22 protein-coding genes and 3 pseudogenes are annotated in these 21,813 nt (G+C 65.1%); 13 read left to right on the top strand and 12 right to left on the bottom strand.

From position 1 onward, the window contains the following. Positions 1-124: 124 nt before the first annotated feature. Positions 125-589 carry an NUDIX hydrolase gene (locus O7A60_RS04260; RefSeq protein ID WP_337105154.1) on the bottom strand — a complete coding sequence of 155 codons (465 nt, stop codon included), beginning with the start codon at positions 587-589 and terminating at the stop codon, positions 125-127. Between the two features lie 184 nt (positions 590-773). On the opposite strand from O7A60_RS04260, the gene O7A60_RS04255 reads away from it, so the two are divergent. Next, positions 774-1,307, top strand: a complete 534-nt coding sequence (locus tag O7A60_RS04255) for a sterol desaturase family protein (protein WP_337105153.1) — start codon at positions 774-776, stop codon at positions 1,305-1,307. A 63-nt stretch (positions 1,308-1,370) separates the two neighbouring features. Here O7A60_RS04255 and O7A60_RS04250 read toward each other — a convergent pair whose 3' ends face one another. Next, a complete protein-coding gene (locus O7A60_RS04250; protein ID WP_337105152.1) occupies positions 1,371-1,754 on the bottom strand; it encodes a YkvA family protein in 384 nt (127 codons plus the stop codon). A 385-nt stretch (positions 1,755-2,139) separates the two neighbouring features. On the opposite strand from O7A60_RS04250, the gene O7A60_RS04245 reads away from it, so the two are divergent. Beyond that, positions 2,140-2,331 carry a hypothetical protein gene (locus tag O7A60_RS04245; protein ID WP_337105151.1) on the top strand — a complete coding sequence of 64 codons (192 nt, stop codon included), beginning with the start codon at positions 2,140-2,142 and terminating at the stop codon, positions 2,329-2,331. A 242-nt stretch (positions 2,332-2,573) separates the two neighbouring features. On the opposite strand, the gene dinB is transcribed toward O7A60_RS04245, so the two are convergent. Next, entirely contained in the window at positions 2,574-3,818 is a 1,245-nt protein-coding gene (dinB, locus tag O7A60_RS04240) for a DNA polymerase IV (protein WP_337105150.1), read from the bottom strand. A 116-nt stretch (positions 3,819-3,934) separates the two neighbouring features. Continuing rightward, positions 3,935-4,351 carry a winged helix-turn-helix transcriptional regulator gene (locus tag O7A60_RS04235; protein ID WP_337105149.1) on the bottom strand — a complete coding sequence of 139 codons (417 nt, stop codon included), beginning with the start codon at positions 4,349-4,351 and terminating at the stop codon, positions 3,935-3,937. A gap of 121 nt (positions 4,352-4,472) precedes the next feature. On the opposite strand from O7A60_RS04235, the gene O7A60_RS04230 reads away from it, so the two are divergent. The 6 genes from O7A60_RS04230 (at position 4,473) to O7A60_RS04205 (ending at position 9,471) form a co-directional block, all read left to right on the top strand. Then, positions 4,473-5,345 carry an NmrA family NAD(P)-binding protein gene (locus O7A60_RS04230; RefSeq protein ID WP_337105148.1) on the top strand — a complete coding sequence of 291 codons (873 nt, stop codon included), beginning with the start codon at positions 4,473-4,475 and terminating at the stop codon, positions 5,343-5,345. Positions 5,346-5,381: 36 nt separating this feature from the next. After that, positions 5,382-5,969 (top strand): dihydrofolate reductase family protein, encoded by a 588-nt coding sequence (locus O7A60_RS04225; protein WP_337105147.1) that lies wholly within the window; start codon positions 5,382-5,384, stop codon positions 5,967-5,969. Positions 5,970-6,092: 123 nt separating this feature from the next. Further along, a complete protein-coding gene (locus tag O7A60_RS04220) occupies positions 6,093-6,962 on the top strand; it encodes an SDR family oxidoreductase (protein ID WP_337105146.1) in 870 nt (289 codons plus the stop codon). Positions 6,963-7,070: 108 nt separating this feature from the next. Next, positions 7,071-8,009, top strand: coding sequence for an alpha/beta hydrolase (locus O7A60_RS04215; protein WP_337105145.1), 939 nt, complete (start codon positions 7,071-7,073; stop codon positions 8,007-8,009). A 2-nt stretch (positions 8,010-8,011) separates the two neighbouring features. Further along, on the top strand, positions 8,012-8,542 hold the full coding sequence (locus O7A60_RS04210; RefSeq protein ID WP_337105206.1) for a dihydrofolate reductase family protein: 531 nt from the start codon (positions 8,012-8,014) through the stop codon (positions 8,540-8,542). Continuing rightward, a complete protein-coding gene (locus O7A60_RS04205; protein ID WP_337105144.1) occupies positions 8,539-9,471 on the top strand; it encodes a sigma-70 family RNA polymerase sigma factor in 933 nt (310 codons plus the stop codon). The genes O7A60_RS04210 and O7A60_RS04205 overlap by 4 nt, the downstream gene beginning before the upstream one ends. A 301-nt stretch (positions 9,472-9,772) precedes the next feature. Here O7A60_RS04205 and O7A60_RS04200 read toward each other — a convergent pair whose 3' ends face one another. From O7A60_RS04200 to O7A60_RS04180, 5 genes and pseudogenes are all read right to left on the bottom strand, one after another. Then, entirely contained in the window at positions 9,773-10,516 is a 744-nt protein-coding gene (locus O7A60_RS04200; protein ID WP_337105142.1) for a 2OG-Fe(II) oxygenase, read from the bottom strand. Next, entirely contained in the window at positions 10,513-11,064 is a 552-nt protein-coding gene (locus O7A60_RS04195; RefSeq protein ID WP_337105141.1) for a methylated-DNA--[protein]-cysteine S-methyltransferase, read from the bottom strand. Before O7A60_RS04195 ends, O7A60_RS04200 begins: the two co-directional genes overlap by 4 nt. 173 nt (positions 11,065-11,237) lie before the next feature. Further along, complete coding sequence (locus O7A60_RS04190; RefSeq protein WP_337105140.1) at positions 11,238-11,465, bottom strand: hypothetical protein; 228 nt, start codon at positions 11,463-11,465, stop codon at positions 11,238-11,240. A 12-nt stretch (positions 11,466-11,477) separates the two neighbouring features. After that, positions 11,478-12,575: a bifunctional DNA-binding transcriptional regulator/O6-methylguanine-DNA methyltransferase Ada gene (gene ada / locus O7A60_RS04185; RefSeq protein ID WP_337105139.1), complete on the bottom strand. Its 1,098-nt coding sequence runs from the start codon at positions 12,573-12,575 to the stop codon at positions 11,478-11,480. 66 nt (positions 12,576-12,641) lie between these two features. Continuing rightward, positions 12,642-13,333, bottom strand: a pseudogene (locus O7A60_RS04180) (winged helix-turn-helix transcriptional regulator). 174 nt (positions 13,334-13,507) lie between these two features. Between O7A60_RS04180 and O7A60_RS04175 the strand changes: the two are divergent. The 3 genes from O7A60_RS04175 to O7A60_RS04165 all read left to right on the top strand — a co-directional run bounded on the left by O7A60_RS04175 (position 13,508) and on the right by O7A60_RS04165 (position 16,853). Beyond that, positions 13,508-13,834, top strand: a complete 327-nt coding sequence (locus tag O7A60_RS04175) for a DUF1330 domain-containing protein (protein WP_027141451.1) — start codon at positions 13,508-13,510, stop codon at positions 13,832-13,834. A 115-nt stretch (positions 13,835-13,949) separates the two neighbouring features. Continuing rightward, positions 13,950-14,486: a hypothetical protein gene (locus O7A60_RS04170; protein ID WP_337105138.1), complete on the top strand. Its 537-nt coding sequence runs from the start codon at positions 13,950-13,952 to the stop codon at positions 14,484-14,486. A 261-nt stretch (positions 14,487-14,747) separates the two neighbouring features. Continuing rightward, complete coding sequence (locus O7A60_RS04165) at positions 14,748-16,853, top strand: EAL domain-containing protein (protein WP_337105137.1); 2,106 nt, start codon at positions 14,748-14,750, stop codon at positions 16,851-16,853. Positions 16,854-16,957: 104 nt separating this feature from the next. On the opposite strand, the gene O7A60_RS04160 is transcribed toward O7A60_RS04165, so the two are convergent. Next, on the bottom strand, positions 16,958-17,152 hold the full coding sequence (locus tag O7A60_RS04160; RefSeq protein ID WP_032934891.1) for a hypothetical protein: 195 nt from the start codon (positions 17,150-17,152) through the stop codon (positions 16,958-16,960). Positions 17,153-17,417: 265 nt separating this feature from the next. Here O7A60_RS04160 and O7A60_RS04155 point away from each other — a divergent pair, with 265 nt between their 5' ends. Together O7A60_RS04155 and O7A60_RS04150 are read left to right on the top strand one after the other, a co-directional pair. After that, positions 17,418-18,143 (top strand): 3-keto-5-aminohexanoate cleavage protein, encoded by a 726-nt coding sequence (locus tag O7A60_RS04155; protein ID WP_337105136.1) that lies wholly within the window; start codon positions 17,418-17,420, stop codon positions 18,141-18,143. A 132-nt stretch (positions 18,144-18,275) separates the two neighbouring features. After that, the gene (locus tag O7A60_RS04150; protein ID WP_337105135.1) at positions 18,276-18,839 is read left to right on the top strand and encodes a cytochrome b; all 564 of its coding nucleotides are present in this window, start codon (positions 18,276-18,278) and stop codon (positions 18,837-18,839) included. Positions 18,840-18,845: 6 nt separating this feature from the next. Here O7A60_RS04150 and O7A60_RS04145 read toward each other — a convergent pair. Together O7A60_RS04145 and O7A60_RS04140 are read right to left on the bottom strand one after the other, a co-directional pair. Beyond that, a pseudogene (locus O7A60_RS04145) lies at positions 18,846-19,941 on the bottom strand (serine hydrolase domain-containing protein). Between the two features lie 193 nt (positions 19,942-20,134). Then, positions 20,135-21,783 (bottom strand): annotated as a pseudogene (locus O7A60_RS04140) (ABC transporter substrate-binding protein). Between the last annotated feature and the right edge of the window lie 30 nt (positions 21,784-21,813).

The following is a 21,813-nucleotide window of genomic DNA, read 5'->3' as shown; positions in this document are numbered from 1 at the left end:
CCGGTGCCACTTCCGCCGGTACGTATCGCGCATGCCGATGGCGCACTGGGACGGGGCGACGAAGTTTGGGGACGACAGCCAATCTCCCGCTCCTAGGGGTGGTTGGCAGCTTATCGCGACCGCATCAGGCCGCCCCTAACTGCCCTGCCAGATCCGTCAGCATCGGGCGCTGGCCCTTCAGGATCTTCACCTCGGCTTCGGCCAACGTGAACCAACCGGCTCTGTCGACCTCCGGGAATTCCTTCATCCTTCCGGACCTCGGCGGCCATTCCATGGTGAAGATGTTGCTCTTGACAGTGGCCACGTCGATGTCGGCCTCGACGGACCAGGCCATGACGAGCTTGCCGCCCGGTTGCCGGTAGTCGCCAAGGCGGGCGAAGGGGCCTTCGACCTTTATACCGAGCTCTTCCTCGGCCTCGCGTCGTGCCGCCGCCAGTTCGTCCTCACCCTCGTCGACAAGGCCCTTCGGGATCGACCAGGCGCCATCGTCCTTCTTCGCCCAGAACGGGCCGCCGGGATGGACCAGCAGCACCTGGATGCTATTGCCGCCGCGGCGATGGATCAGCAGGCCCGCGCTGCGTTTTGCCATGTTTGCACGTCCGTTTGCGGCACTGGTGCGAAGCCGGCCGATCCTGCGTTGACCATTGCCGACCTTGCACCGGGAAATTGCGACGCTATGTCAGTCGCGTCTGCATTGCACCTCATGCGCGAGTCCGGCAATCTGATAGCATCGTTTTTTTGGGGCGGCGTCGAAAGTCAGGTGAGGCGTCTGAATGCAGCTGGGTCTGATCGGCTACTACAGCGACTTCGTGGTCTATCCCCTGGTGATCGCCATATTGGGCGTGGCCGGGCTGATCGAGGCCGGAGAGGAAGGCGCGCCGGACTGGATCGGCACGGCGCTGATCTGCCTTGGCCTGTGGACGCTGATCGAATACGTCCTGCACCGGTTCGTGCTGCACCACGTCCCCTGGATCAGGGACCTGCACGACCGTCACCATGTCGAGGAGCGCAGCCCGGTGGGCACGCCCACCTGGCTCAGCCTCGGCGTGCATGCGCTGGTGGCGTTCCTGCCTGTCTGGATGGTCTCGGACTTCGCGACCGCCAGCGCGGTGAGCTGCGGGTTGATGTTGGGCTACCTCTGGTACATCAGCGTCCACCACATGATCCATCACTGGCATCCGGCCCATCCGACCTATCTCTATACGCTCAAGCGTCGCCACGCGGTGCACCACCATATCGACGACAACGCCAATTTCGGCGTGACGTCGATATTCTGGGACCGGATTTTCGGCACCGCGCGGCTTTGACGTGGGTCTTTCGACAGGCCACCAACATCATTTGTGGTCCGCCGTGCGGTCGAGCGATGAAATTTAATCCGAGCGATCTGGCCAGAATAGCCAGATGAGCGCGGCGGCCATCAGAATCCAGATTCCGACGATGAATGCGAGGCCGCCTCGGCTGGTCGGTTTGGATCGGCGAATGGCCTCCGCGCGAAACTCCGCCATCAGATCGGCGGGGATCAACTTCACCGCAAGCAGGATGCCGAGTGGTACGATGATCAGATCGTCCAAATATCCGAGTACGGGAATGAAATCGGGTATCAGATCGATAGGACTGAGCGCGTAGGCGGCGACCGCGCCGGCGGCAAATTTGGCGTACCAGGGAACGCGAGGATCGCGGGCGGCCAGCCACAGGGCTACCACATCGCGCTTGATGGCCCTCGCCCATTGCTTTGCCTTGTCAAGGACAGTCAAACGGCAACTCTCTTTTTGTAGGACCCAAACCGTAGGCGTCTCCGCTCCTTACAGCATGTCGCGGCGAATAGGATTCGCCCGACCTGCCACAAGATTCTGATTTGATGCTTGTCGTTATCCCGAAACCGAGGACACTTCCGGGTGACATGCATTGCTTCGATCATTGCAAGGATGTCCGCGATCCGCAAACTGAGCCGCCACCCAACTTCGGTAGTGGGTCAGTTTGAAAATTCAGACGCTCGCAGAGCCTCAGACTTCAGTCCCATGGAATTGACTCGTTTCTGACTTTTTCTGGGTGTATCTTTTCCATGTCGTCCGCACCGAGTAGAGGCAAGCGGACGGTTGGGAGCGGCTATTATGCTTTCGCCCTATGAGGGAGGCAGGCATGTTGCCATACGGAGTGGCGGATTCCGCCGATCTGGAAGCTCTTGCGAACGTTTTCAACGACTACTGCGCCAAGCATCGAATTGTCAGAGAGGACGAGCGCGAACAGGTCGCGATCAAGATCATGTGCCTTTTCAAGCGTGGCATCATTGACCCTGACCGGTTATCGGCGGAACTTGAAAGGGTAGGCTAGACTAGGCAGCACTCGCCTTACTGGGCGTCCGGCCGGCAAATCCTGTGTCACCTCGCTGACCCACTATCCAATTTCGCGTCTTCTTGACAAGCCGTCCCTGCCGGATGGCTTGGGGAGTTGCCGTGAAGAAGACATATCAAAGCCGGTGCTGGTGAAGCGCGAATTGCTATCGGCCGTGACCGCCGCCGCGCCGGCTGGTTCCGGACCCGGAAGGTAGCGGCGAGGGGCTGAGGCTCCTTCGCTCACAGTTCCTTCTCCGCCAACTCCCTGAATTCGTCGGGCACCGAGCGAGCCGCTTCCAGTGCCACCGTGCCGTAGCCGACCGCCTGTTTGCCGAAGCGCTCGCGGATCTTGTCGATGGCGCGGTCGGCGCCGAAGCGCGCCAGGCCTTTTTGGCTGCCCGGGCGGCGCTTCTCGTCGGCGAGGCCGAGCGGCAGGTCGAGCTGCAGTTCGGCGCTTTCCTCCAGATGTGACACCGAGATCGCCAGCAGCGAGATGGTCTCCCGTGGATGATCGGCGAGCACGCCGCGCACCAGGTCGCCGGCGATCTCGGCCAGCATGGCGGTCGCCGAGATCGGCTGCTCCAGCGTGATCGAGCGGGTGACGGCGCTGAGATCGGCGAAGCGCACGCGCACCGTCACCGTGCGGCCGGGGCGGTTCCTGGCGCGCAGCCGGCTGGCGACGCGGTCGGCCAGATGCAGCAGTGTCGGCACGATCACCCGCGCCACGGCCGGTTTTTGCCCGAGCGCCGACTGCGCGCCGGCCGAGTGCGCCCGGCGCTTCGTCTCCAGCTTGCGCGGATCGCGGTTCCAGGACAGGGCCGCAAGCTTTTCGCCGGCGGCGGGGCCGAGCAGCCGGGTCAGTGCGCCGCTGTGCGTCCGGGCCAGCTCGCCGATGGTCTCGACGCCGATCTCGGCCAGCCGCGCCCTGGTTGCCGGCCCGACGCCCCACATCAGCGCGACCGGCAAATCGTGCAGGAAGGCAAGTTCGGTGCCTGGATCGACCACCACCAGCCCGTCGGGCTTGGCGACCTGCGAGGCGATCTTGGCCAAATGCCTGGTGCGCGCCACGCCGATCGAGATCGGCAGGCCGAGTTCGGCCCGCACACGGCGGCGGATCACGGTCGCGATCTCCCGGGGAGAGCCGAACAAATGCGTGCAGCCGGCAACATCGGCGAAGGCCTCGTCGATGGAGATGCGCTCGACCACCGGCGTGAAATCGTCGAGCACCTTGATCGCCGCGTCCCCCAGCCGCTGGTAGTGGCTGAAATTGCCGCCGACGAAGATCAATTGCGGGCAAAGCTCGCGCGCCTTGCGCCCCGGCATGCCGCCGCGCACGCCGAAGGCACGGGCCTCATAGGAGGCAGCGAGCACCACGCCGCCGCCAACCGCGATCGGCTTGCCGCGCAGCGTCGGGTCGAGCAACTGCTCGACCGAGGCATAGAAGGCGTCGAGATCGGCATGCAGGATGGTGGCCGTCGTTTCCATCCTGTTCCGCTCATCCGCGATTGCTGATAGACCGAAACAAATAGAGAACAAATGCAGATCGTTGTCAATGCGGGGCCGTAGGATGCGTCCTTCTTCCACAGGGGAGGAGGAAAGGCCTAGACAATATGCTCCGCCCGCAGCGCTGCCTTCATCCGTTCCAGCGCCGGCTCGCCGCCGGCCGCCAGTTCTTCTGCGATGCGGGCAAGTTGACCGTCGGCCTTGCGGTGCCTGCTGCCCCACGCGCCAAGCGTGGCCAGCACCGGCAAGAGGTCGATGCCGGCTTCGGTCAGCCGGTAGATCGCCTTCAGCCCGTGGCTGGGATCGTCGCTGCGGGTGAGGATGCCTTCACCCTGCAGCGTCTGCAGCCGCTCGGCCAATGTGCGCGAGGAGATGCCTTCATCGGATTGCAGGAACTCGCGAAAATGCCTTTTGCCGGCGAAGACCAGATCGCGGATGATGAGCAGCGTCCAGCGGTCGCCGAGCAGTTCCAGCGACAGGTTGATCGGGCAAGCGGATCTTTCACGCGTCGACATCTCTATGGTTCCGTTTTTATAGCACTTTACTATTGACACCATTATCCATTTGCGTCAAATGGTTCCATAAGTAAATCATTTTCGGCCGAAGAGCTCGCGGTCTCGACAGGAGGAAGACATCATGGACCAGGGGAAAACCAGCGCGCCAAGGACCGTCGTGGTTGTCGGCGCCACCAGTGAGGTCGGCGCGCAGGTCGCTTCCGTGCTCACGGGGCAGGGGCATGCGGTGCGCGGCGTGGCGCGCGGTCTGGGTGTCGCGCTCGACGATGCCGCGGCACTCGCATCCGCCTTCTCCGGCGCCGACAGCGCCTATGTGATGATCCCCTTCGATGTCACCGCGCCGGATCTCCACCGCTTCGAGGACGAAGTCAGCGGGCGCCTGGCGACGGCGATCAGGACTTCGGGCGTGCGCCGCGTCGTGCTGCTCAGCGGCCTCAATGCCCATCTCAGGATGGGGACTTCGCTGGGCGCCGCGAGGATGGAGGAGCGGCTCGAGGCACTCGGACTCGACGAGCTGGTGTTCTTGCGCGCCTCCTTCTTCATGGAGAACTTTGCCAGAGGCATGGGCTTTGTCGAGCAGGCCGCTTCCGGTGTCTTCGCCACGCCCTTCCGCGGCGACCTGCCGATGCCGCTGATCGCCACGCGCGACGTCGGTCAGCGCGCCGCCGCCTTGCTTGGGTCGGAGCATTTTCCGGCCGGGCGCGTCGTCGAGCTGCATGGTGGCGGGTATCATCCTTTCGAGAAGGTGACCGAAATTCTCGGCAAGGCGATCGGGAAGGCGGTGAGCTACCATGCGGCACCTTTCGCCGATGCTCGCGCCGGCATGATCGCCGGCGGCCTGTCGGCGAGCTTCGCCGATGCGCTGGGCGAGACGGCGGCGAGCTTCAACAAGGGCGAGCGATGGGCGTTGGAAGCGCCGTCGCCCGACAATGCCACGCCGACTACTTTCGAAGCCTGGGCGCGCGACTTCGCCCGCTCGCGTGGCGCTGCCTGATCCCTCCCATACTGAATCCGGAAACGAGGACACCCGATGAAAAAGCTCATTCTTCAGATGCAGATGTCGGTCGACGGTTTCGTCGGCGCCGATGCTGATCAGCCGTGGCAGCTCTGGGAGTGGGGCGACGACAATGGCTGGGACGCCGAGCTGAAACAGGATTTCAACGCCGTGTTCGCCGGCATCGACACCATCCTGCTCAGCCGCAAGATGGCCGAGGAGGGTTATCTCACCCATTGGGGCAATGCGGCGAGGAAATATCCGGCCGATCCGTTCTATGCCTTCGCCCGGCGAATCGTCGACGCGCGCAAGGTGGTGCCGAGCGACAGGCTCGAGGCCTCGCGTTGGGAGCGCACGACAGTGGTGAGCGGCGACCTGCCGCGCGAGGTCAACGCATTGAAGGCGGGCGACGGCGGCGACATGGCCGTCTTCGGCGGCGCCGGCTTTGCGTCGGCGCTGATCGCGGCCGGGCTGATCGACGAGTTCCAGCTGTTCGTCAATCCTGCCGTGCTGGGAGCCGGCCGTCGCATCTTCGACCAAGGCGGGTTCCGAAACCTGCGGCTGCTCGGCTCGAAGGCCTATGCCTGCGGCATGGTGGTCAGCCGCTACGCGCCGGCAGGCTGATCGGCGCACAGCCCTCGCGCCGACAAAAAGACGTTTGGGCGGAATCCTTTGCCCGGTTCTCTTCGTCTTCAAGGTGCGGTCGTCGCAAGGGCGGCCGCATCAATCTGAATGGAGAGACAGACCATGATCCTGGTGACAGGCGCCACCGGCTTGAACGGCAAAGCAATCGTGCGCGAGTTCGCGCGGCAGAAGCATAAAGTGAGAGCGCTGGTTCGCGATCTGGACCGGGCATCGGCGGCGGGGCTCGGCGGACTTGCCGGCGTCGACCTGATAGAGGGCGATATGCGCCGGCCGCTTGGCGCGGCACTTAGTGGCATCGATCGCGTGTTGATGATTTCGACCGCGGCCGAAGACATGGTCGAGACGCAGTGTCGTTTCATCGATGCCTGCAAGCAGGCCGATGTCGCGCATGTGGTGAAGTTTTCCGGCGCCGAATCCAACATCGGCTATGACGCGACGAAGTTCCGCTTCACGCGCATGCATGAGGAAATCGAGCGCTATCTCGAAGCGGCCGGGATGGCGTGGACCCACCTTCGCCCCAGCCAGTTCATGCAGGTCTATTTGCGCGATGCGCCGACCATCGCCACCGAAGGCGCCTTCCATCTGGCGCTTGGCGACACCGAACTGTCGCCGGTCGATGTCGAGGATATCGCCAAGGTCGCGGTCCGGCTGCTGTGCGACGGTGGCCACGAAGGCGAGAGCCTCGACATGACCGGACCCGAGGCGCTGACGATGAGCGACATCGCGGCGCGGATATCGCAGGCGATCGGCAAGCCGGTCCGCTACGTCGATATCAGCCCGCGGGAGCGCCGGCGCAATCTGCTGGCCGCCGGTGTCCCCGCCGACTTCGCCGACGCACTGGACGAGCAATTGGCGGAGCGGCGGCGGCGGCCGAAATCGCGTGTGCATCTGGCGACGCATGAGATGTTCGGCGTGCGGCCGACGCCGTTCGTCGAATTCGCCCGGCGGTATGCCGCGATGTTTGGAGGCTGAGCGCGTCCGCAAAAAAGCGCCCACCGTCACGTATCCTTTTTGCCTGCCCGTACGTCTCTGCCTTCCGAAGGTCGCGTCTTCCGCGATCCGCAACCCGAGGAGAATATCATGGCGAGCATCGAGAGCGAGGCAAACAGGAACCATTACGCTGTTATGGCGGCCAATGCGGACAAGCTGACCAGCCCGCAGGCGATCATCGACCACAACGATATCCACTGGACGGCGCTGACCGGCGAGCCGCGCGGCGTCGACTATATCGAGGTCGATGCCGGCGGCGTGCCGGCGATGTGGGTGGTGCCGAAAGGCGCCGACGAGCAGCGGGTGCTGTTTTACGCGCATGGCGGCGGCTTCATCGGCGGCTCGATCTACACCCACCGCAAGCTGGTCGGCCATCTCGCCAAGGCCGTCGGCTGCCGGGCGCTGCTCTACGACTGTCCGCTGGCGCATCAAGCCAAGCATCCGGCCCAGCTCGAGGCCGCGATATCGGCCTGGAACTGGCTCGTCGACCAGGGCTTCGACCCCGGGCGGATCGTGATTGCCGGCGACTCCTGCGGCGCGGTGCCGACCTATGGCGTCCTGCAGCGGCTGCGTGCGCAAGGGCGGCCACTGCCGGTCGCCACGCTGATCATCTCCGGCTGGTTCGACATGGCGCTGACCGCCGCCAGCTATGAGACCAACCGCGAAAAAGACCCGGCGTTCGCCAGGGAAGCCGTCGACTGGCTGGCGGCCAATTTCATCGGCGATGCCGATCGGCGTGATCCCGAGGTCAGCCCGCTCTATGCCGATCTCTCCGGCTTTCCACCCGTCTTCCTGCAGGCCGGCGCCGACGAGACGCTGGTCGACGAAAGCCGCATGTTCGCCGAGCGGGCGAGGCAGGCGGGGGTCGAGACGCGGCTCGATGTCTTTGACGGCATGCTGCACTCCTTCCAGATGATGGCCGGGCGGGCGCCGGAGGCCGACGATGCCATTGCCCGCTTCGCCGCCTGGGTACGGCCGAGATTGGGACTGACGGCTGCCGGTGAGAAGACCCGGGAAAAGGCGGCGTGAGCATGCGACGGCTGATCGTGTCGAGTTTCGTCTCGCTGGACGGCGTCATCGAGGGGCCGATGACATGGGCCTCGCCGTTCTTCGTCGGAGAGAATGTGGACCACGCCTTGCAGGCGCTTTCGAACGTCGAGTTCTTCCTGCTTGGCCGCGCCACCTACGAGATGTTCTTCGCGCGCTGGCCTGAGATCAAGGGTCCGTACATGGACCGCATCAACGGCCTGAAGAAGCTGGTCGCCTCGACGACGCTGAAGACGGTGTCGTGGAATGCCACGCTCATCAACGGCGACGTCGCCGAGGCGCTCGCGGCGCTGAAACGCCAGCCGGGCGGCGACATCCTGAAATATGGCGTGTCGCAGCTCGACCGCACCTTGCTTTCCGCGGGGCTGGTGGACGAGTATCATCTGTCGATCGTGCCGACATGGGTCGGGCACGGCAAGCGCGCCTTCGACGATGTTGGCCCCATCAACCTCGATCTTGTCGGCACGCATCGTTTCGACAATGGTGTGGTGACCCTGATCTATGTGCCGCGATGAACCAGCAGATCCGCAAATCTCTCGACACGGCGCAAGGCATGCGGGCCTGGCCTGAGCCCGACCGCGTTTTCGACCTGCGCTATGCCGCGTTCCTGGAGACCGTTTCGCATCTGCGCGCCAGGCTGCATCGCTATTGCGCGCGCATGACCGGCTCGGCGCTGGATGGCGAGGACATCATGCAGGAGGCGCTGTTCGAGGCCTATCGCAAGATCGAGCTGCTCGACGACGCGCAGGCGCTGCGGCCGTGGCTTTTCCGCATCGCGCATAACAGGTGCATCGATTTCATCCGCAATCGTCGCACGCGGCATGCGGCCGAGGCCTTCTATGCCGGCGACGACATCGTGCTGCCGGTCGAGCCGGCCGGTCCGGGGGCCGGCCGCGCCATCGAGCGGCTGGTCGTGCATCTGCCACCGAAGGAGCGCGCCTGCGTGCTGCTCAAGGATGTCTTCGACCATTCGCTGGAGGAGATCGCCGACCTCGTCGGTTCGACATCGGGCGGCGTCAAGTCGGCGCTCAATCGCGGCCGCGCCAAGCTCGCCGCCTTGCCGGCGCAACCGGTCGCGGCGCCGCCACACGATCCTGAACTGGAGCGACTGCTCGACCGCTATGTCGCGCTCTTCAATGCCAGGGACTGGGACGGTGTGCGGGCGCTGACCAGCGCCGATGCGCGCCTGCAGGTTTCGGACTGCTACAACGGCCTGCTCTCGGCCTCGCCCTACTTCGTGGAATATGAGCGCAACGAGCTGCCCTGGCGCATGCGGCCAGGCGCGTTCGAAGGGGAGATCGTGCTGGTCGTCGACAGGCAATATGGAGAGGTCTGGCGGCCGGCCTATCTGGTGCGGGTCCGTGCCGATGGCGACGTCGTCAAAAGCATCGCCGATTATTACGCGTGTCCCTGGATCCTGGAGATGGCGGCCGCCGACGGATGAGGAAGCTCGGCATCGAAGACCTTCGGAAATATCGGAGGTTTGACACCAAAGGCGCAACGTGGCCGTATTCGGAGCAGGTGTAGATGCGGACTGGACGGGGAGCGGCGCGCGTGGCCATCAAGAGATTGCCGTATTGGATGGAGGCTGCTTCAGCGGCTTTGTTTCCTCCGGGGTCGTTTTTTCCGTCCAACGCCATACCCCAACTTTCGGATTTGAAGGCTGGCAAGCCCAGCTCGCGGGATGTCGGCAATTGCGCTCCGGCGAAATGATCCGCCGAGGCCGGCGGGGACTTCTGTCGCACTCACTTCGCGTCATGAAAAATGATGCCGACGGTATGGCGTATACCTGAGCGCAGGCGGCTGACGCCGTGGCGCAGATTGACGCGGTAATTGCCTTTGGTTCCCTGCACCGGCCGGTTGTGGACGGCGAAAGCCACCGCGTCGCCCTGGCGCAAGGGCACCACTTCGACCCGGCTCTGCATGCGCGGCCTCTGTTCGGTCAACGCGAATTCGCCGCCGGTGAAATCCTCGCCGGGCTCGGAAAGCAGGATCGCCACCTGCAGCGGGAAGGCGAGGTCGCCGTAGAGGTCCTGGTGCAGGCAGTTGAAGTCGCCAGGCACATATTGCAGCAAGAGCGGCGTCGGCCTGACCTGGCCGGCGGCATGGCACTGTTCGAGAAACGCTGCATGCGTAATGGGGTAGCGCATGGCGATCCCCATGCGCTCGTTCCACCGGTTGGCGACCTTGGCCAGCCTCGGATAGAGCGCGCCGCGCAGGCCGCCGATGAGATCGGGCAAGGGATAGCGGAAATAACGGTATTCGCCCTTGCCGAAGCCATGCCTGGCCATGTGGATATGGCTGCGGAAATGCTGCTCCTGGGGGTAGAGGCCGGCGAGTTGCCGGCACTCTTGCGGTGACAGCAGCTTTTCCATCACCGCGCAGCCGAAGCCGTCGAGCTCGGCCGTGAGCGCCGGCCAGTCGTAGGCGGCGATGCATGTCTCGGCGGCTTCGACCAGCAATGGTGCAACCCTGGCGTCGGCGTTCATATCGCGGCCTCCCTTTCCAGCAAGGCGCGCTTGCGTTCGATCCCCCAGCGGTAGCCGGACAGCGAGCCGTCGGCGCGCAGCACGCGGTGGCAGGGAATGCCGAGCGCTATGGCGTTGGCGGCACAGGCCGTCGCCACGGCGCGGGCGCCGTCCGGCATGCCGAGGCGCCGGCCAAGGGCGGTGTAGGTGGTGGTGGCGCCGCACGGGATAGTGCGCAGCACCTTCCACACGCGCTGCTGGAAGGGCGTGCCGTGACGCATGTCGAGCGGCAGGTCGAGACCGGCGCCGGGCGTTTCGATAAAGCGCGCTGTCGCCGCGACATCGTCGCGCAAGCCGGCCTTGTCTTCGAGCAGCACCCTGCCGGGGAAGCGGTCGGCGAGGTCCTGTTCCAGTGTAATGGTGTCGAAACCGATCAGGATGGCGCAGACGCCGACGGGGCTGCGCGCCACGAGGATGGTTCCAAGCGCGCACTGGCCGATGGCATAGGTGACGGTGTCGAGGGCGACGCCGGCGGCTGTCGCCGGCATATGGGTTTGCATGTGGTTCATTGCCTTCACTCCTTGTTGTGCCTGAACCCTAGCCACGGGCCGGATGTTCCTCACTCCGGTGCTTGCTTTCAAATTGAAATTTCAGCTCACGAGCGCTCACCACGACCGCCGAGTTCTGTGGCCCCCCTCTGTCCTGCCGGACAGAGGGGGGCGCCGTAGAGCGCTAAGTGTATCTAAGCGACACGCGTGACGGACACTTCGCCGAGCACGAACACTTCGCCGGTCATCAACCGCAGCTCGAACTCACCGCTCGCCGTGCGGCTCCACTCGGCCTTGCCATCCTCGACCAGCTCTCCCATGGCGGCCATCACCAGCGTCTTCGCGTCTTCTCTACTGACGGCAGCGCCGTTAGCGATCTGGCTGTTCGCACCGGCGGTGGAAGACCTGGCCATCGCGCGCATTGCCGGGTCTCCTCAGGCCCGCGAAGGCCGGCCGGCTTCGCGGTCGAGCAGCGCGCGTTTGCGCTCCGCGCTCCAGGCATAGCCCGACAGGGCGCCGTCCTTCCTGATCACGCGGTGGCAGGGAATAGCGACCGCAAGGGTGTTGGCCGCACAGGCGGCGGCGATGGCGCGGGTCGCCTTCGGCGCGCCGATGCGCCGCGCGATCTCGGCGTAGGAGACGGTGCGGCCGGCCGGGATGTCCCGCAAGGCCTGCCAGACGCGCTGCTGGAACGCAGTGCCGCGCACATCGAGCGGCAGGTCGAGACCGAGCGCCGGCGCCTCGACGAAGCCGACGACGCGGGCGACCAGCGCCTCGTAGTCGCTGTCGCCGCCGATCAACCGTGCCTTCGGGAAACGGTCCTGCAGGTCGCGCACCAGCGCGTCGGGATCCTGGCCAAGCAGGATCGAGGCGACGCCCTTGCGGCTCGAGGCGACCAGGATGGTGCCGAGCGACGTTTCGCCGACGGCGAAACGGATCTCCTCATTGGCGCCGCCGGCGCGATAGCGCGTCGGCGTCATGCCGAGCATGCCGGTCGATTTTTCGTAGAAACGCCCGCTCGAATTGAAGCCGGCATCGTAGATCGCCGATGTCACGCTGACGCCATCTTCCAGGCCCTGGCGGACCCTGGCGGCACGTTGGGCCGCTGCATAGTCTTTCGGCGTCAGCCCGGTGACCGCCTTGAAAACGCGATGGAAATAGCCGGGGCTGCGGCCGGCGGCATCAGCCAGTTCGGCGAGCGACGGTTCCGCCTCGCTCGCCTCGATCCTGCGGCACGCATCGGCGACCATCGCGGCGTTGGCGGCCTCGAGCGAAGGGCTGTCCGGATTGCAGCGCCGGCATGGGCGAAAGCCTGTCGCCTTCGCCGCCTGCAAAGTGTTGTGCAATTGGACATTGGCGGGGTTGGCGCGCCGCGACGGACAAGACGGCCGGCAATAGACGCCGGTCGTCGCCACCGAATACCAGAATGCGCCGTCGGCCGACTTGTCGCGTGCCACGATGCGCGCCCAGCGCGGATCGTGGGCCACCGGCAGCGGCGCGGGTTGCAGATGTTTGGCCAGGGTGATGAACATAGTCCATTGAAGCCGCCAAAAGCCGGCCTCGCCACCCGTTTCCTGACAAAGGCTTCTCGAACTGTCCTACGCCGCGCGTTTGGGCTCCACCGCGAACGGGCTGAGGCCAAGCCAGGTCTGCATTTGCCTGCCGATGGCCTGGTCGCCGGTCAGGACGACCTTCGCGCCGGCCTTTTCGACGGTGAGCACTCCCATCCAGATCGCCGTCATCGTGTGCAGGTCGGTCGAGACATAGAGGTCGACGTCGAAGCCCGGATCGTACCAGCACAGGTCGACTTCACCGTGCTTTTCGACGATCAGCCACCAGGAGCGTTTGGAGGCGGGGAGTTCCTGATACAGAAATTGTATCACCGTGCGTCCCTCGGGCAGCGGCGAGGGGTTCAGGTTGCGCCGCATGTCCCACATCAACAGCGACGGATCGAGGTTCTTCAGGGACAGCCTGGATTCGACCATTTCTGGCCCCAGAAGCCCATCGCCTCGACCACCGGACGCAGATCGCGGCCGGCCTCGGTCAGCCGGTAGTCGAAAATGCCTTTTTCTTCCTGGACCTCCTTGCGCTCGACGATCCCCGCCAGCTCAAGCTCCTTCAGCCGTTGCGACAGAAGGGTCGGCGACATTTTGGGCACGCCGCGGCGCAGGTCGTTGAAGCGGGTCGACCCCGCCACGAGCTCGCGCATCAGCACCATCGTCCAGCGGGTGCACAGCACCTCGGCGGCCATCGATAGCGGGCAGAACTGTTTGTATCCGTGCTGGGTCATGGCTGTGCCCCTCCCCCGAACCTTAGGGCAACATTAGCCCTTCGCGATCGAGGCGGCGAGTACAGAAACTGTACCGGCCCAGTACAGATCGCGGACTGGCTGGCGCGGGCCTTGCCATGCGAGCCCTTTGGCCGTGCACGGGATACCCCTGTGCGCCGCAACCAGGAGACCACAATGACTGCTTACGTTATCGCCGACATCAAGATGAGAGACCCGAAATGGGTCCCGGCCTATGCCGCCTCGGTGCACGACCTCGTCCACAAGCATGGCGGCAAATATCTGTCGCGCAGCGGCAATGTGAAGACGCTCGAAGGCATGCCGCTCGACACGACGCTGATCGCCCTGATGGCTTTTCCGTCGGAAGCCGCGGCGCGCGCCTTCACCAACGATCCGGCCTATGCGCCTTTCGTTTCGGCCCGTCAGGACGGCAGCGACAGCCGTTTCCAGCTGATCGACGACACCGATCTGGCCGGAACGATCCCTTATCTGCCGAAGGGATGACCGGCATTCGCCGCGTCATTTTCGGGATCTCCAAGCAGCAACAGACACGGCGCTTGCCTGTCGCGCCGCCGTATTGTCGGCGGCCGGCCAGCCGTGCTTTTTCAACAGGAATGGAATGGATATGAAATCAAACTTTCGCAACGGGCTTCTCATGGCGGGGACCATGCTGGCCGTCTGCACGACCTTTGCCCAGGCGCATCAGGAGGCGGCGGCGGGCGCGCCGGATGCCAGTCCGCTGGCCGGGAAGGTGCGAGCCGCCAACAGCCGGTTTCTCGACGTCAACGCCGCGACGGCGGAAGGCTATGCGCCTGTTCCCTGCGCCAGCGGCATCACCGGCGGCGCCATGGGCATCCACTATGTCAATGGCGGGTATCTGAAGGACGACAAGATCGACATCGCCCGTCCCGAAGCGGTGATGTACGAGCCGATGGCCGACGGCACGCTGAAGCTGGTGGCGGTCGAATACATCACCTCGAAGGGGCCGGCTTCGCTCGAGGGACAGCTGTTCAACTTCAACAGCGCGCCCAACCGCTATGGCCTGGGTGAATTTTACGAGCTGCATGTCTGGGCCTGGAAAGGCAACCCGACCGGCACGTTCGCCGACATGAACCCGAAAGTGTCATGCGAGCACGCGATGGCGCCGAGCCAGTAACCGGCACGGCCAGGCGGCGCCAATGCCGCCTGGCCGTTGTCCGAAAGTTCCTGTCGACCCCATGAAATCAGCGATGCGGGCGTAGCAGACGGCTCTTGTTGCCTCCGACGAAGCCAGACAGGCCGCGCCTCCGCCGCAATCGAAGAGGGCATCGCTGTCCAGGCGATCGAGCAGACGTTCCAACCCCTCCGCTGCCCGGTAACTGTTTCTTCTCTGGTTTTGCCGCAGATTGCCGGTGGGGCGGGGCAGGCGAAACGGACGATGGCGGGTCAGGGCAAGAAAAGTCGCAACGGAGCGTTCTGGGCCAAGGCCCTGGAGAGCGCCGATCTTGGCGTCTGGGACTGGAATCTTCGCACCGGCGACTGTTTCTATTCGGCGACCTGGGCGCGGATGCTGGGTTACGAGGAGGGCGAACTCGCCAATACCAGCGACCTGTGGCTGCAACTGACCCATCCCGACGACCGGGAACGGGCGCAGGCCAGCGGCGACCGCCACATTGCCGGGCTGACCGACGCCATCGAGACCGAACTCAGGCTCAAGCACAAGCAGGGCCATTGGATATGGGTGCTCGACCGCGGCGGCATCGTCGAGCGCGACGCCGACGGCAAGCCGCTCAGGCTGATGGGCGTGCAGACCGACATCTCGAAGCAGAAGGCGGCCGAAGCCGCGCTCGAACAGGTCAATATCCGCTTTCGCCTGGCGCTCGCCGCCAGCGGCAGCGGCATCTGGCACTACGACATCGCCACCAACAAGAGCTATTGGGACGCGCGCACAAGGGAGATATACGGCCTCGTCGCCGTGACCGATGAGGTGACGGCCGATCTCTGGCACAGCTACCTGCATCCCGACGACAAGGACGCCGCCGAACGCGCGCACAGGGTGCCGTTGGAAACCGACGGCGTCATCGCCGCGCAATACCGCATTATCAAGCGCGACGGCCAGATCCGCCATGTCGAATCGCTGCTGCGCTTCGTCGCCGCGGCGGGCGCGGCCGGCCTGGTTCTCGGCACGGTGCGCGACATCACCGAGGACAAGGTGCGCGAACAGGAACTGGCCTTCGCCGCCCGTCACGACGCATTGACCGGACTGTGGAATCGCACCGCTTTCGACAGGCTGCTCGCCGGCCAAATCGCCACCGGCGCGTCTCTGGCGGTGTTCTACATCGATCTCGACTACTTCAAGGCGCTCAACGATTTCGCCGGCCATGCCGCGGGCGATCTGGCGCTGAAGAGCGTCGCTGCGGGTATTGGCCGCTGCCTGCCGCCGTCGGCGCATGCGGCGCGGCTCGGCGGCGACGAGTTCGCGCTGATGGTGCCCGATTGCGACGCCGTGCAAGCCGAACGGCTGGCCGGCGCCATCCTGGCGGCCGTGCGCGACGCCGATCTCGGCCTTGCCGCCACGTCACGCCGGCTGGCGGCCAGCATCGGCATCGCCATCGTCCGCGACCGTGTCACCACGGTTGCCGACGCCCTGGCCTGCGCCGACGATGCCTGCTACGCGGCCAAGGCCGCCGGGCGTGATCGCTTCGCGCTGTTTTCGACCGATGCCGTCTCCGGTTCGGGCGGCCTCAACGCCGCACGGCTCGCCGCGGACACGGTGGACGCCATGGACGACGGCAGGCTGAAGCTGTTCGGCCAGGAGATCCACCGGCTGGGCAGGCCTTGGGAAGAGAGCCGCCATGTCGAGGTGCTGGCGCGGCTTGACGGAAAGACCGGCCGGCTGATCCCGCCCGGCGAATTCATACCGGCGGCGGAGCGCTTCGGCGTTGCCGCGCGGCTCGACCGCTCGATCATCCGCACCGCGCTGTCGCGGCACGGCGCGGCGATGAAATCCGGCGCGATCACGCTCGGCTTCAACCTGTCGGCGCAGACGCTGAGCGATCCCGGGCTGTGGGACTTCGTCGACAGCATCATCGAGGAAACCGGGGCGCCGCATTCGGGCATCGGCTTCGAGATCACCGAAACCGCCGCCGTCACCAATTTCGATGCCGCCGAAACCTTCGTGCGCAAGGCGCGCAAGCGGCGCTGCAAGGTCAGCCTCGACGATTTCGGCGCCGGCATGAGCTCGTTCGAATATCTCAGGCGCTTTCCGGTCGATGCCATCAAGATCGACGGCTCCTTCATCGAGCACGTCACGGAAAGCCGCTTCGACCGCGAGATCGTGCTGGCCATCGCCAGCATTGCCCGCAGCCTCGGTTGCGCCGTCGTGGCCGAGAAGATTGAGCGGCAGGACACGGTGGCCATGCTGGACGATATGGGCGTCGAGTTCGGCCAGGGCTTCCTGCTGCACCGGCCCGAACCGCTGGAGCGGATCGTGGCACGCGCGGCGCAACTAGCGGGTGCCGCATCGAGTCGCAAGGCGTCCTGACGGACAACATGCATGTCGCTCCGAAAGCAGTCTGGATAACGACATTCGTGAAGACGAAGACTTGATGCGCGCAGCCCGAATCCGCTCAGCGCGGCGGGTTTTGTTCAGCCGTGTCGGCGCGCCGCTGGTCGGGGAAATTCCAGCACCCCGGGTTCCGGCTTCCTGTGCTGTGCTTCCGCCACCGTCTCGATCAACAGATCGAGGGCCTCGCATGTCGAACGGCTCGTCTCGTCATTGCCGCGCAGATAGTGGTAGGCGCGTTCGAGATGAAGACGGGCGGCTGAAAAATCACTGTTCAATGGTCCCTCCATGATACCGCCCTAATGTATCTTGGCCGCCCTGGCGCAATTTGAGGTAAATATCCACAAACGCCTTTTATTCAAATGCCGGCGGATGCCTCGCGGCTGGCGGCGGCACGTGGTGTCAGGAGTGGCGGCGCCGTGGCCTTGCGCGGTCTGGCGGCGCGCCTACAGCTTCTGATTTTATGCATGTCGTTGTCCCGGAACCGAGGACACTTCCGGGCGACATGCATTAGACTGCGCTCTTTTGTCCGAGGTGAAATCGATGATCGTCCAGGCCTGCATAAACGGCGCGCGCCCGCGCGATTTCCATCCCGGGCTGCCGCTGACGGCGCAAGCGATGGCCGGCGATGCGGCTTCCTGCGTCGCCGCGGGTGCCGCCGAACTGCACATCCATCCGCGCGGCGCCGACGGGCGCGAAAGCCTGGCGGCGGTGGATATGACGGTGCTTGCCGTGCGCCAGGCCTGTCCGGGTACATTGATCGGTGTGTCGACCGGCGCATGGATCGAGAACGATGTGGCGCGGACCCGCGCGGCGATCGCCGCCTGGCGCGAGCTGCCCGACTATGCCTCGGTCAATCTCTCGGAACCCGACGCACCCGATGTGATGGAACTGTTGCATAAACAGGGCGTCGGCATCGAGGCGGGGCTTGCCACGACGGATGATGCGGAGCGCTTCGTGGCGCTTGCCGATCATAGCAGGGTGCTGCGCATCCTGATCGAGATCGACATACCGGACCTGCCCACAGCCCTCGACGAGGCGCGCGGCATCGTCGCCGTGCTCGAACGCGCGGGCGTGCGGCGGCAGATCCTGCTGCACGGCGTCGACGGCACAGTCTGGCCGTTCGTGGACCTTGCCCGGCAAAAGCGCTGGTCGACACGGGTCGGGCTGGAGGACGGCAAGACGCTGAGCGATGGAACGGTGGCGAGGGACAATGCCGAGATCGTGGCCGCGGCCGCCGCGAACTTCCGCCCCACGAGTATGAGCTGAACCTTGTCAGGCCGCGCCGCCGGCGAACTCGGCGATGCCATTCGCGCAGCAACCCATGTCGCCCGAGGAACAGCTGAAATAAGGCCACATTCGAGGGCGAGGGGAGATGTCCAACTGTTTCGGAGCTCTCGCATGTCGCTGTCCGGCACGGCAACCCGCTATGGACGCCTCGCCCAGGCATTTCATTGGCTGACGGCACTGCTGGTGCTCATTGCTTTCCTGGTCTCGGCGGGTGGCCCTCCGGAGCGGGTCTATTCAGCGGCCAGGGCGCCCACGCTGCTGCTGCATGAGTCGCTCGGCTTTACCGTTTTCTGCTTGCTGGTCATTCGCCTGGTCTGGCGCCGGTTCGATCGCATTCCCGATGCGCCGGCCATGCCCGCCTGGATGGAGGTCGCCTCGAAGGCGACGCATTGGGCGCTCTATGCGCTGCTGTTCGCGGTTCCGGCGACAGCCATGGTCGGCACCTTGTTCGGCGGCCACCCGGTCACTGTCTATGGGTTGGGCGCGATCGGTCCGTTTTCCGGCACCTGGGGCGCGCCGCTGGCGGAGATCCATGGCACGCTTGGCGATATCATGATGTGGCTCGCTGGCCTGCACGCGGCCGCTGCCATCTTCCATCACGTCTTCCTTCGCGACCGGGTGCTGAGCCAGATGCTGCCGGGTCTGCCCGATCCATCGTCCGGGCAGGGCGGCTGAGCGCTGTCAGTCGAGGATGATGCGGATCGCCTGGTCGACCACCGGGTGCAGGCCGCTGGCCTGGAAAGACAAGCGGTTGCCGGAACCGACATTGCTGGTCATGGCGACGGTGAGGTCCGTCTCGGGATCGTGCAGCATGACGGCGACATAACCCGGAATGCTGCCCTGGTGGCCGTAGAAGGCGCGGTCGGCATAGGCGTTCTGGAACATGCCCGCGCCGGTCTCGCGCATGCGGGTGCCTGGAAAGCTCGCCGGCACGCGGTGTTCGAACATCTCGGCGAAGAACGGCGGTGACAACAGCTTCCCAGAAAACAGGCCGCGCATGAAACCCACCATATCCGATGGCGTCGACACCATGTCGCCGCAGCCATAGGCGGCGCCGAACGGGAAGGAGTCGGACGAGTCCTGCAGCTCGTCGGAATAGGGCAGCACGCCGTCCATGCGCCACATCTCGCCGCCCGAGGCGATGTCGGTGGGCGCGTTCGGCGCCGGCGGCGGCCGGTGGTAATAGCCGCGCACCATCGACTTTTCCGGAAACGCTTCGGTCGCCGGCGACCAGGTGTTCTTCAGGCCGAGCCGCTCGAGGATCGCGCTTCTGACATAGGCGCCCAGCGGCTGGCCGGTGACGGCCTCGATCACCATGCCGGCCAGGACATAGCCGGTGTTGTTGTAGACGGCTGGCCCGCCCGGCGCCTTCTGCTTGTCGGAGGCAAAGGCGATGTCGACCAGCTGCCACGGCGTCCACTGCCGGCCCGGGTCCATCGGAATGTAGTATTCGAACTCCGGCAGGCCGCTGCGGTGGTTGATCAACTGGCGCACCGAAATGGTCGCCCGGCAGGTCCGGAAACCAGGAGGAGATCGGCGCGCCGAGGTCGAGCTTGCCGGTCTCGGCGAGCTTGACCAGGGCGGCGGCGACGAAGGTCTTGGTGCAGCTGCCGATCTTGAACAGCTGGTCTGGCGTGACCGATGTGCCACGCGCGCGGTCGGCGAGGCCGGCGGTAAGGGCGGTCGGTGTTGAGTCACCCTTGGCGTAGGCCAGCGAGGCACCCACCGCGCCGTCGGCAAGGTAGCTGTTTAGGAGGGAGGTCAGGTTTTTTGGCATGGTTCACCTTTCTTCCTTCTCCCCCTGTGGGAGAAGGTGGATCGGCGCGCAGCGCCGAGACGGTTGAGGGGTGTTCCAGCGGAGTGAGGCGTTGGCTTTCCCTGGAACACCCCTCATCCGACCTCGCTTCGCGAGGCCACCTTCTCCCACAGGGGGAGAAGGGAAGGGCAGCCCAGCCCAGCCCCGCCCAGCCTCACTCCGCCATGTCGACGGCGGCGAAATTCTGCCGGCCGAAGGGGTCGAGCACGTAGTTGAGCACGCTTTTGCGGATCGGGATCGCCACCATCGAATGGGCGATCGGCGCCACCGGCACTTCGGCCTTCAGGATCGCTTGCGCCTTCCCGTAGATCGCGGCGCGCTCTTTCGGGTCGGCTGCGACGCGGCCCTCGTCAAGCAGTTTCTCGAAATCCCTATCGCACCAGCGCGATCGGTTGGAGCCGCCCTTCACGCCGTCGCAGGAGAGGAGATAGCTCAGCATGTTGTCGGGGTCGCCATTGTCGCTGCTGCCGCCGAGCAGAAAGGTGTCCTGTTCGCCCGCCGCGGTGCGCTTGAGATATTCGCCCCATTCGAAGCTGACGATCTCCGAATGCACGCCGACCTTGGCCCAGTCCGCCTGGATCATCTCGGCCATGCGCTTGGCGTTGGGGTTATAGGGGCGCGACACCGGCATCGCCCACAGGCTGACCTTGAGGCCGCTTTCGTGGCCGGCTTCCTTCAGCAGTTTCTTCGCGCCCTCGGGATCATAGTCGATGCCGGCATCGGTGACGGCGCCGAGCTGCGCCGGCGGCACGACGCTGCCGGCCACCGTGCCGGCGCCGGCGTAGACGGCATCGACGATCGCCTTGCGGTCGATGGCCTTGGCCAGTGCCGTGCGCACGCGCACGTCGCCCAGCGGCTGGTGCTCGACATTGAAGCCGAGGATGCCGATGTTCTGGCCCTTGAGATCGAGAACCGTGATGTCGGGATCGGCGCGCAGGTCGGCGACCGCACTTGGCGGCGGCGGCGCGGCGACCTGGCATTCATTGGCCTTGATGCGCTCGACGCGGGTGGTCGGCTCGGGCGTGACGGCGAAGACCAGCGTGTCGATCTTCGGCGCACCGCGCCAGTAATCCTTGTTGGCGGCGTAGCGGACCTGGCTGTCGGGCACATAGGCCTGAAGCACGAAAGGCCCGGTGCCGACCGGCATGCTGTCGATCAGCTCCGGCGTGCCGGCCGCGACCATCTTTTGCGTCTGCTCCAGCGACAGGATCGAGAGATAGTCGAGCGCCAGCCCGGCCAGGAAGGTGACATTGGCTGCCGTCAGCGTGAAGCGCACCGTGTAGTCGTCGACCTTGTCTATTCTGTCGATCAGTGTGCCCATGCCGAGCGCGTTGAAGTACTCGTAAGCGCCGCCGCCGAGCTTGTGAAGGGATTGTTGGCGTCGCGCTGGCGGTTGAACGTGTAGAGCACGTCATCCGCGTTGAAATCGCGCGAGGGCGTGAAATGCTCGTTCGACTGGAATTTCACGCCGTGCCTGAGATGGAAGGTGTAGGTCTTGCCATCCGATGAAACATCCCAGCTTTCGGCCAGCGCCGGCCCGACCTCCGTCGTGCCCGGCTTGAACTCGACCAGCCGGTTGAAGATCGTCTTGGCGGCGGCGTCCATGGTGGAATCGGCGATGCCGATCGCCGGGTTGAAGGTCTCGGGATTGGCCTCCGAGCAATAGACCAGCGTCTTGGCGTAGGCCTGCCCGCCGACGAGGACGGATGAGGCCAGAAGCGTCGAGGCCAGAAGGGACGAGGCCAGAAGGGACGAGGCCAGAAGGGACGGGGCAAGCACTGTGCGCAGAACGGTGGATTTCATCGCAAAACGCTCCTGATGACACTTTACGGG

The organism is Mesorhizobium salmacidum (SeqCode) (assembly GCF_037179605.1).
GTDB lineage: Bacteria > Pseudomonadota > Alphaproteobacteria > Rhizobiales > Rhizobiaceae > Mesorhizobium > Mesorhizobium salmacidum.
The sequence above is the reverse complement of the archived record's forward strand: the minus strand, read 5'-3'. Positions and strand labels throughout refer to the sequence as shown.